The organism is Liquorilactobacillus vini DSM 20605, assembly GCF_000255495.1.
Taxonomy (GTDB): domain Bacteria; phylum Bacillota; class Bacilli; order Lactobacillales; family Lactobacillaceae; genus Liquorilactobacillus; species Liquorilactobacillus vini.
On the sequence record NZ_AHYZ01000132.1, the window covers coordinates 1 to 1,115 of the forward strand.

General features: G+C 36.4%; 1 protein-coding gene. It reads left to right on the forward strand.

The features are described from left to right. A partial coding sequence (locus tag ON15_RS07645; protein ID WP_010580905.1) for a glucosaminidase domain-containing protein occupies positions 1 to 1,115 on the forward strand: 1,115 nt, incomplete at both ends.

Genomic DNA, 1,115 nt, shown 5'->3' on the forward strand with positions numbered 1-1,115 from the left:
AGCCAAGAGTAATGGATCTTCAAATAATACTGGTGATGCTGATGCTAAGCAAACAAGCACAGTCTCTTCAACAGATACTACTAATTCTAAGCAGAGTTCGAGCACAGCTGGGAGTACTTCCTCGGCTAGTCAAACAACCCAAGCTACGACGGCTTCAGTTACAGACCAATTAACTGCTGAATTGGAAAAATTGACAAATGAAAATACCTCTGCATATGGAAGTAATACTAAAGTTGCTAATTTTTTGAATGAAATTTTAGCTGGATCAATCAATAGCTGGACTGAATATAAGATATTGCCTTCATTAACAGCTTCACAAGCTATTTTAGAGAGTGGTTGGGGAACCTCCACTTTAGCTAGCAAGTATCATAATTTATTTGGAATTAAAGCTGGAAGTTCATGGACCGGAAAGACAGTCACTTTATATACTGAAGAATATTATAACGGCAAATATCATACGGTAACTGCTGTTTTTCGTGTCTATGATAGTGATAACGACAGTATTATTGATCATGCTAAATTGTTAGCAGAGAGCTCGAGGTATAGTAATCTTGTTGGTGAAACCAATGCTGATTCAGCAGCTCAAAAAATAAAGAATGATGGTTATGCTACCGATGTTGACTATACCTCAAAATTGGAAAACTTAATCAGTGACTATAATCTGACAGCGTGGGATAAAGTCGCTTTTAAATATACTGGTACTGTAGCTTCGCAAAACTCCGACACAACAAACACCGGTGGTAGTTCAGATGACACATATACAGTCAAGTCTGGCGATACTTTATCGGGAATTGCACGAAAATTTTCAACGACTGTTTCGAAATTAGCAGCAATAAATCAAATTTCAAACACTAATCTAATATATGTCGGTCAAGTTTTGCAATTGGTTAGCCAAGCATCTACATCAAATAGTAGCACTTCTTCTACAAGTAGTACGAGTGCTACTTATACGGTCAAGTCTGGTGATACTCTTTATGAAATCGCTCGTAACCATGGAACGAGTGTTTCAAGTTTAGTTTCATTAAATAAAATAACTAATGCTAATTTAATCTACGTTGGTCAGATTTTGCAATTAGTTAATGCTGTTAGTGGTTCAACATCAACAACTAATAAGG